Below are 9,239 nucleotides of genomic sequence, written 5' to 3'. Positions count from 1 at the left end.
CTTCTATCAGTGGGGGCTCTTTCATTCCCCACACCTCTCTTCTTTGTTTCCTCATAAGCTTGAGGTGGGGGGCTTACTGCCCGTTAAGCGTGGGATAAATCTACATAATAAAAACGAGTTTGAGACGTGTAGTCTTAAACTCGTTTTTTTAGGATTGGCGATTGGGATTTATCGTGAGCCTTATAGCTTGGGTTCAATGATGTTAAAGAAGTAAAAATTCATTAGATTTCCAACTAGTATTTCGATCCTTTACCTAAAAAAGATGAAGGGAAGGGGTTGTAGTATCGCTGGTTAGGTTGGTTCATTTTGTTCTGCTTTTTCTTCATATCTGGTTTAGATTGTAAATCCTTTGCTTGTCCAGTATAAGATTGTAGTATTTGTTTTGCTTTCGATAATGACATAACAGCTTTAGGGTTCCGAATGGATGCTGAGCGGTTACCGAGATGGGGTAAAATTTTTAAATCTTCCTTTGTAGGTGGAAGGTGAAAGACATATGCACCGCATGTAACGATTACGTCGGATTGTTGTGCAGCAAAACGAGGGTTATCAGAGAAATGGAGACCTATTTTCTTTGCTTTACCTTCTTTCAACAATTTATTTAAAGCGAGGCGTTTTAAGTCATACAAATACTTTGGCTCCAAAGCTGTTTTTGCATGCTTGTTGACAATAAATACTGCTTGCGCAAGGGAGTCGGTTGAGGTATCTGCCATTTCAGACTGTCCTTTCATATCTTTCATTACAGGAACTCCTTTTCTTCATGAGCTTTATGCTCTTTTTGATAGCATTGTTAGTTCGATAATCTATGTAGTTTGTAAGTCATTTACATATCTATGCATCATCATTATACCACTTTCCAATATTTAAGAAAGTCATTCTGAGATTTATAAAAGAAATGTTTTAGTTTTACGCCCTTTTTGAAAAAATTATGAAAGTCCCCACTTCTAATCTAGAAGTGAGGTATGATTGAAAGATATAATGAGGTAGAGACATAACGTTTGTTATAGGCTAGGGGTTCGATTATAAATATTTATAGTATCTGATGTTGCTGCTTGTGCAGTCATTTGCGGCGGATAGGCAGGAGCTCCTTGAGGCCCGAATCCACCGTAATAACCAGGAAATCCTGGGGCACCAAATCCTGGAGCACCCAATCCGCCATAATAACCAGGGTAACTAGGATAAGGCGGGTAGAATGGACGGTTCCAGAGAAGTGGAACAGCTAAACCTGCAATGAACGCAGCTGGTATGGCAAGGCCGAGCCCAAGAGGAAAAAACCTTTCGTCGTCATATTGATGTTGTTCAGGGGCATGTCGATCAATCGGGTAGGATGAATAAGTAGAATAAGGGTAAGGAAGATAAGAGTAGGCAGGGTAAGCGTATGGATATGTTTGCATATAAAAACCTCCTTTTTGAAAAACTATATAGTTTCGCACCTTGTAGAATGGCAGGAGCGAAGAGATAGGTTATCATTAATTGAAAGTTGCTAGAAAAGCCTATCAAATAATCTATCTACATGCTTATGCTTTTCTATATAGTGTATGGGATTTGCCCCGAAAAGAGCCTGTTTCACTCCATTCTGTTATAATGATGATATTTATCCCGCACTTAACAGGCAATAAGACCTCGCCTCAAGCTTAGAAAGAAACAACGAAGGTGAGTGGGACTAACTGCTCTCATCTAGCCACTTGAGGTCATAAGATGAAAGGCTCTGTGGCAAACTGGACCAACGTCGTATTTCATCTTATGCTTATCGCGGGGCCGAACAGCTGCCTCGCATTTGTAGTAAAGGTCTGATTAGCGAGATACAAGGAAACGTAACTTTGTGGTTTTCAAAGGTCAGCTTTCACCAATCAGGTTCGTACGGTCACTTGATTGAGGTGGAGCTTTTAGTGACCATAGAATGTGAATAACCATCTGTGGGCAGTGAGGGATGAAGGAAACCCCACACTGATGGAAGTTTCCCTTTAGTGCGAAGTTTGAGGTGAGTATACATGTTAATTCGAATACTAGCTATTGGGATTGGTGGTGGATCTGGTGCTGTATTGCGCTATATGATTCAAGAAGTACTGCCGTCACCCATTTTTCCATGGAGCACCCTGTTGATTAATATTGCTGGTAGTTTCTTGCTAGGGGGAGTCACGAGTTATTTTATGAATCGAAATCGAGGAGAGATTCTTCAGTTAGCTTTAGGTACCGGTTTGTGCGGAGGGTTTACGACGATGTCGACGTTCTCTGCTGAAGCGGTGGCTTTAATGAGAGAGTCGATACTACTTAGCGGATTATATATCGGGTGTACGGTGTTAGGCGGACTGACCGCTTATTTCATTGGGCAACATGTATTTCGAGGTAGAAGTGGAGAACGAGGATGAATATTGTTCTTGTATGGATTGGCGGAATGATCGGAGCTATTGCAAGATATAGCGTGCAAACGTATTTGAAGAGGATTTTACCGGAAAGTACGATTCCACTAAGTATTTTGATTATTAATTTGATGGGCTCTTTTGGATTAGGCGTGTTTATTTCAGCGGGGAATGAGTTAAATCTATCGTGGCAATTGTTTAGTATGACGGGTTTTTTAGGAGCCTTCACAACGTTTTCAACGTTTAGTTCAGAAAGCCTATTTTTGCTTGGGAAACAGCAGTATATGAAAGCCTTTTTATATATAGCAGGTTCGATTATAGGCTGTATATTTGTATTTTTTATTGGCAATATTGTAGCGATGTCGTTATTATAATAAGAAAATGAATTTGTAAAGCAAAAGAAGAAATGACATGGATTGTATCATTTCTTCTACAGCATTTTTTTGGGCTAGTACAGCATTTTGTCATTATTCATGCAGGAATCAGTCTAGATGTGTGGAGAGTGTAATTCATAGACTGTAATTTCTGGACGCGACAAAAAACGATAAGGAAGGCGAGTTGTACCGATTCCTCTATTCACATATAAAGTGAGGGAGTCGATGTTGTACAAGCCTTCCGGATATCTCTCGGCAAAAGGTGGAGTGACAAGTGCTCCAAAAAACGGAATTTGCACTTGTCCACCGTGACTATGGCCGCTTATTTGCAGGTGAATTGGATAATTCTTTGCCGTATCCGCTAAATCAGGTGCATGAGATAATAGAATGGTATACTTCTTTTCAGGAATACCAGAAAGTGCTTCTGGAAAGTCTGGCTGACCGAGCATCGCGTCGTCAATACCTGTGAGATAAATAGATTCCTTTGATAAAAGAGAGAGCTCTATGTTTGCGTTTTGTAGAAGCGTAAATTCACACATTTCCATAATGGATTTGTATATTTCAGAACCATAACCACCGTGATCGTGGTTTCCATATACACAGAATTTCCCTAACGGAGCATGAAGCTTTTGTAACACAGGAATAATTTCTTTATAATTCCTATATTTATCCGGTTTGTCCATTAAATCTCCTGTAAAGATAATGACATCCGCTTGCAGGGCATTTATTTTTTGGATAAGTGTTTGTAAGTCTTCTAATTGAAACTGAAATCCTAAATGTGTGTCGCTAAACTGAACCATTTTTAAACCGTGAAATCCTTTTGGAATGAAGGAGTGACTGATTGAAATATGGTTGGTTTTTAACCAGTGCGGTTCAATATTATGGATGTAGTATTTTCCGCCAATTCCTAAACCAGTGATGGTTAATAAAGAGGCAATACTTTTTTTAAGAAATGTTCTGCGTGAAATAGTTTTATTCATGTTAATCAACCTATCTAATAAATGATACTTCCTCATATTAACAAATAAGAGATAGAAAAAGAAGCGATATATTATTTTGTTACACTATATTAAAGAAACGGAAACGGATAGGACATATTGTTTGTGCCTATACGGAGGTGCTTGATGACTCAGCCTTTGTTTATAACAGTTCTTATACTTGTATGTACAATTGCTTGTATTATATATGGAAAATTTAGAGCAGATTTGATTGCATTAGTTGGCTTAGTTGTACTAGGTTTAACTGGAATTTTATCTTTAGAGGAACTTTTAGCGGGATTTGCGAATCCGGTCGTCATCACGCTTGCTGCCTTATTTATCGTAAGTGCAGGTATTTTTAATAGCGGGCTTGTTGACGAAGTTGGAAATTATTTATTGAAATTCGGTGTAGGTTCAGAATTAAAGCTGCTGCTTATTGTGATGATAACGGGTGGCTTACTTAGTGCTTTTTTTAGTGGAACGGGTATTGTCGTCATTTTAATTCCGATTGTCGTAAGCATGGCTTTGAAGAAAAAAATGAGCCCGTCCCGCTATTTATTACCGCTCGCTTATGCGAGTAGTTTAGGTGCTGTTCTTACCTTAATTGGGACAGCGCCGAATATTTTGATTAGTTATATTTTACAAAGCGAAGGCATCGTAAAGTTGAACTTTTTTGATTTTACACCTATCGGACTTGTGGCCTTCGCGGCAGGTGTAGTATTTATGCTGACACTAGGGAGAAAGCTGCTGCCAGAAGAACCATTAGCAGCGAGGAACAGCGTGAAGGGGTTATCGGCCAGGGAATTAGCCGGCATGTATAAAGTATATGATCGTCTGCATTATTTACACATACCGGGCAACTCGGATATTGTTGGAGAAAGACTAGCTGATTTACATCTTCCGTTTCAGTATGAAATTACGTTGATTGAAATTAAGCGTAGAGCGAAAGAGAAGCAATTGCCTTTGCTTTCAAAGCAATCGGTTATTTCCGCTAAAGCAGATGAAGTACTGCATCCAGACGATATTATTTTAGTGTTTGGGGAAGTCGAGAATGTAGAGCGGTTAGCCGTCGATTATGAATTAGAGTATAAACACTTTAATCCAGAACAAATTAAAAAGCACTTCGTGAGCAGTAAATTTGGTTTAACGGAAATCTTAATTATGCCTCACTCTAATTATGAAAATCAAACACTCATGGATATGCAGTTTCGTGAAAAATATCGTTGTAACGTATTAGCGATTAATCGTAATGGCGAATATATTCAAACAGAGGTCGGGACAGAAAGACTAAAGCAAGGTGATGCTCTTCTTATTCATGGAGAGTGGAAAAACATTGAGCGTATTTCAGCGGATCTTGAAGACATGATTGTCATTGGAAGCGCCTCTGAAGAAGTTGTCGAGCAACGGGAGCGTACTCAGTCGAAGGCGCCGATTATAGCTGCTGCCATTACGGCCTTGATGATTATTCTCTTATCAATTGGTGCGATACCATTTGTCTTATCCGTTGCAATTGCCGCACTGCTGATGGTAGTAACCGGTTGTGTACGTTCGATGGAAGAAGCTTATCAGAAGATTAATTGGGAGCCTGTTTTATTAATTGCGGCGATGATGGGCATTGTGCGGGCGTTAGAGAATACAGGCGGTGTACGATTAATTAGTGATTGGTTTGCTATATTCTTTGATTATACAGGTCCGTATGGTTTGCTAGCTGGCTTTTATTTATTAACGATGCTTTTAAGTCCGTTTATTCCTTATGGGGTAACTGCGATTGTGATGGCTCCGATTGCCTTATTATGTTCTAATACATTAGGAATAAGTCCAATTCCAATATTAATGGGGATTGCCATTGCTGCAAGTGTTGCATTATCTTCACCTAAAGCTACGTCTAGCAATACCCTTGTAATGACGGCTGGTGAATATCAGTCAAAAGATTTCGTGTTAATGGGAATTTTATTGCAAATTTTTGTTGGAATTGTCTTAGTTTTAACAATCCCATTGTTCTTTCCATTTTAAAGATAATAGGTTACTTAATGGGTTTTAAGAAATTTCGTATTATCAAGAATAGAAACTAATGGTATAATTTGTGCATATTGATGTTTCGTGATTAGGGGGAATACATCATGGATGCAGATAACATATTGGCGAATCTTGACCGAGTTGTTCCGTTTTTTCAACCAATTTTTAGTGCGGATCAACATCAGGTTATTGGTTACGAAATATTAGGGCGTTTTGAAGAGAGCTCTGAATATAAGAGTTTAGGACCTTTTTTTCAAGATGCGACCATTCCAGAAGAGTATAGAATTGAAGTAGATAATTATTTACTGGAAGTAGCACTAGAACGTATTAAGGATTACGGAGAAGAATTTCTTATTTTTATTAACCGTGACCCAAATTTACTGATGTTTGATCATGGCGAGCAATTTATGGAAACGTTGAAACAACATTTAGAATTAGACGAGCTTTCACGTGTTGTGTTGGAGCTATCTGACACTATTGATATCGATAATTTTGAGCCATTGCAGCACGTACTTGCGTACTATAAAACGTACGGTATTAAGGTTGCTTTCGATCATTTAGGGGATCATAGCCAACTTGATAAGATTGCACAACTGTCACCTAATATTCTAAAGGTTAATGTAGAACAAATGCGTATATCTGGCGGAGATGCTTATCAAGTCGTTTTATTTTCCCTTAGTATGTTAGCTAGAAAAATTGGAGCGAGCTTATTATTTGAAAATATCGAAACAGAATACCAGCTTCGATTTGCTTGGAAAAATGGAGGGCGTTATTATCAAGGATACTTTTTATCAAAGCCCGATTTATTATTTATTGACAAGCATAAATTACGTGAAAAGTTTCAGCAAGAATGTCAAAATTTTATCTCATATGAAACGAAGAAATTAGAAGCTGTTTATGAAAAAACGCAACGGTTCAATGAAGAGATAAACATGTTTTTGAAAGTACAGAAGCGTTATGAATCACATGAAGAAATGCTAAAAGTGCTAGCCAATAAATTAGAAAAAGTTTGTTTTCGATTGTATGTATGTGATGACCAAGGATATCAAACGTCACCCAATATTCTTTACAAAGATGGTGAATGGCTCATTCAAAAGGGTTATTTAAATAGCAATTGGAGCTGGAGACCGTATTTCCTAGAAAATATTATTAAAATGAGGAATGAAAAGACGGGGATTTTATCAGATCTGTATAGTGATATTGAAACAGGTGAAACAATCCGAACGTTCTCTTATCCCATTAATAATAAGGAATATGTTTTCCTTGATTTATCTTATAGTTATTTGTACGAAAATGATGCTTTATTATAAGAGTTGACAAAAAAAGTTGAGCTCTAAAAGTTGTTTATGAACAACTTTAGGCTCAACTTTTTTCGTTTATACGTATGGATTACTTCGTATTTTGCTAATCTAATTGTAGTTCTTTTTTGATTTCTTCGAGTTCAAAGCCGATAATGGCTTTTCCATCTATGACAACAGTAGGTGTTGAATAAGATCCGTATTTTTTTGTTAATTCTTGAAGTGCAGTTTTATCTGTTTTAATATTTTTTTCCTTATAGGATATGTTGTTGTCGTTAAAAAACAATTTCATAATTTGACACGGAGGGCAGTCCGGTTGTGTATAAAGAGTTACGTCTTTCATTTTCTTCCTCCAATATGCAGTTCGATTTCGTATTCTTATTATAGAGAAAGTAACTATTCTTTTAAAGCGATTTGCTTATCTTTTCTTCTTTTTGTTTTCTCATTAAATAATCGACGAGCCCCATTGAGCAGACCTCTAAATCGAGCGCTATAATTTCAAAAACGGGATGGTCAGCAGGAATTCCTTGTTTTGCTAGTAAATCATGTGTTTTGTCATACAGTGTTTTCTGAGTCATTGACACTTGTTCATCGAAACTTGAACATGCATGAAAGGCGCTCTCAGCTGCTTCTATATAAATAGGGAGCCATGTTTGGATTTGATGGTAGACTTCTTCAGGGTTGTCAGATACACCGTAATGACCAAAATAAATGCGTTCAACCCCGATGCTTCGATATAGATCAATGGCGGCTAACATCGCTGTTGGATTAAATTGATTCGGTGAAGTAGATGGCATGTACCATTCAATTCCTGCCTCATCTAGGTCGCGATAATAGACACCGATTGTATCTCCTGAGAACATTCCTTTAGAAGTGGAATCAAAGATGCTGAGATGATGGTTGGCATGTCCTGGCGTATCGTAAAAAGTGAGAGAAGCTTGATCAGTAAATTGAAGTGTGTCTTGATTGTGCTTAATGATGAGCCTGTCTTTCGGTATAGGTAAAATAGGGTTGAATAATTCATCGAATTTATTGCCATAGACAGCTTTGGCACCCGCAATTAAACGGGAAGGATCTTCGAGATGTCTAGCTCCTTTAGGATGAACAATAACTTTGGCATTCGGGCAATGTGATAAAAATAATCCAGTGCCGCCAGCGTGATCTAGATGAATGTGGGTTAAGATGATATAGGCGATATCTGCAGGATCAATATTTAATTCGGCTAACCCCTTTAAGAGATGAGGAATAGAAGGACTTGCTGATGTTTCTACAATTGTTAAAGGTGTATCGTGTATAACATATGTACCTGTCCGATGTTCGCGATTTAAATCGAATCCATCGATTAACGAAATTCGAAATCCGAGTTCAGAAATTGTGTCCATTTAGGCCGCCTCCATAATAATTTATTATGTACAAATGCTTGTCCTTATTTTATTCTGTTAATAGTGCCATGTAAAGAATGAATATTTAAGTATTCTGAATTTATTTGGTCGTGGTTATTGGATAGAAAAGTATGATATAGTGAAACCTATCGAAAAGGTTTTATATTAGAAAGGAGTGGTAGTATGTCTCAATTGCAGGGCATTCTTACCAGATTGAAAAATCTTCAAGAGCAAGCAAAGGAAACCGAGTCTGCTCAACGTTTTTTTGAAATAGATGGAGTGAAAATCTGCCAAGTTACATATTTCAGCAAAACGGACATGTTTGAGCTGGAAGTATACAGCGAAAAAGGGAAGTCTTCGAAATATCAATTTGATAATGTTGATATGATTACAATCGAAATCTTTGATTTACTTCAATCTTAATAGTACATGCTAAAAGAGCCAACCTGATTTAATTTTAGGGTTGGCTTTTTTCTATGAGGCTATGTGTATGCCGTTATTGCTTGTGAGAGTATTTTAGCTTTAGGCTCCGCCAGTTCAAAGGCAGTGCTTCTCTCTATTGTTTTAGCCTATTCATAAATCATTAAACAACGAGGAATGCTATACGTGGAGGGGTCATATGAATAAAATAATGGTAAGGTGTCCGAGTTGTTTAGATGAAAGGAATATCGAATCTGTGTTAACCGCTCAATCCAACCAAAATGTCATTTATGAGTGCCCAAATTGTCGATATGTGGCGAAAAATATACAAACAAGTAAGGGATGATGAATGCGTTTACATTTCTTTGAAATCAAGGATATTTGGTGAAGCGATTTCTCCTTACCTATGTTACAC

The 9,239-nt window shown here is 37.6% G+C and carries 10 protein-coding genes; 5 read left to right on the top strand and 5 right to left on the bottom strand.

Features of this window, described 5'->3' with window-relative positions; genetic code table 11:
* Positions 1 to 233 precede the first annotated feature (233 nt).
* Positions 234 to 728: a YkyB family protein gene (locus tag V7068_RS03010; protein ID WP_499710947.1), complete on the bottom strand. Its 495-nt coding sequence runs from the start codon at positions 726 to 728 to the stop codon at positions 234 to 236.
* Between the two features lie 270 nt (positions 729 to 998).
* Entirely contained in the window at positions 999 to 1,391 is a 393-nt protein-coding gene (locus V7068_RS03005) for a hypothetical protein (RefSeq protein ID WP_499710946.1), read from the bottom strand.
* A gap of 597 nt (positions 1,392 to 1,988) precedes the next feature.
* Between V7068_RS03005 and V7068_RS03000 the strand changes: the two genes are divergently transcribed.
* Positions 1,989 to 2,366, top strand: coding sequence for a fluoride efflux transporter FluC (locus V7068_RS03000; protein ID WP_499710945.1), 378 nt, complete (start codon positions 1,989 to 1,991; stop codon positions 2,364 to 2,366).
* Positions 2,363 to 2,731 carry a fluoride efflux transporter CrcB gene (gene crcB / locus V7068_RS02995; protein ID WP_499710944.1) on the top strand — a complete coding sequence of 123 codons (369 nt, stop codon included), beginning with the start codon at positions 2,363 to 2,365 and terminating at the stop codon, positions 2,729 to 2,731. Before V7068_RS03000 ends, crcB begins: the two co-directional genes overlap by 4 nt.
* A 113-nt stretch (positions 2,732 to 2,844) precedes the next feature.
* Here crcB and V7068_RS02990 read toward each other — a convergent pair whose 3' ends face one another.
* Entirely contained in the window at positions 2,845 to 3,711 is an 867-nt protein-coding gene (locus tag V7068_RS02990; RefSeq protein ID WP_499710942.1) for a metallophosphoesterase, read from the bottom strand.
* Between the two features lie 144 nt (positions 3,712 to 3,855).
* Here V7068_RS02990 and V7068_RS02985 point away from each other — a divergent pair, with 144 nt between their 5' ends.
* Positions 3,856 to 5,721, top strand: coding sequence for an SLC13 family permease (locus V7068_RS02985; protein WP_499710941.1), 1,866 nt, complete (start codon positions 3,856 to 3,858; stop codon positions 5,719 to 5,721).
* A 107-nt stretch (positions 5,722 to 5,828) separates the two neighbouring features.
* On the top strand, positions 5,829 to 7,034 hold the full coding sequence (locus V7068_RS02980; protein WP_499710939.1) for an EAL domain-containing protein: 1,206 nt from the start codon (positions 5,829 to 5,831) through the stop codon (positions 7,032 to 7,034).
* A 94-nt stretch (positions 7,035 to 7,128) separates the two neighbouring features.
* On the opposite strand, the gene V7068_RS02975 is transcribed toward V7068_RS02980, so the two are convergent.
* Together V7068_RS02975 and V7068_RS02970 are read right to left on the bottom strand one after the other, a co-directional pair.
* Positions 7,129 to 7,365: a glutaredoxin family protein gene (locus V7068_RS02975; RefSeq protein ID WP_119116133.1), complete on the bottom strand. Its 237-nt coding sequence runs from the start codon at positions 7,363 to 7,365 to the stop codon at positions 7,129 to 7,131.
* Between the two features lie 61 nt (positions 7,366 to 7,426).
* Positions 7,427 to 8,404 (bottom strand): MBL fold metallo-hydrolase, encoded by a 978-nt coding sequence (locus tag V7068_RS02970; RefSeq protein ID WP_499710938.1) that lies wholly within the window; start codon positions 8,402 to 8,404, stop codon positions 7,427 to 7,429.
* A gap of 183 nt (positions 8,405 to 8,587) precedes the next feature.
* Between V7068_RS02970 and V7068_RS02965 the strand changes: the two genes are divergently transcribed.
* A complete protein-coding gene (locus V7068_RS02965; RefSeq protein ID WP_119116135.1) occupies positions 8,588 to 8,827 on the top strand; it encodes a DUF1797 family protein in 240 nt (79 codons plus the stop codon).
* Positions 8,828 to 9,239: the final 412 nt, after the last annotated feature.

The organism is Bacillus sp. JJ634, from assembly GCF_036962285.1.
GTDB classification, from domain to species: Bacteria; Bacillota; Bacilli; order Bacillales; family DSM-1321; genus Peribacillus; species Peribacillus asahii_A.
The sequence above is the reverse complement of the archived record's forward strand: the minus strand, read 5'-3'. Positions and strand labels throughout refer to the sequence as shown.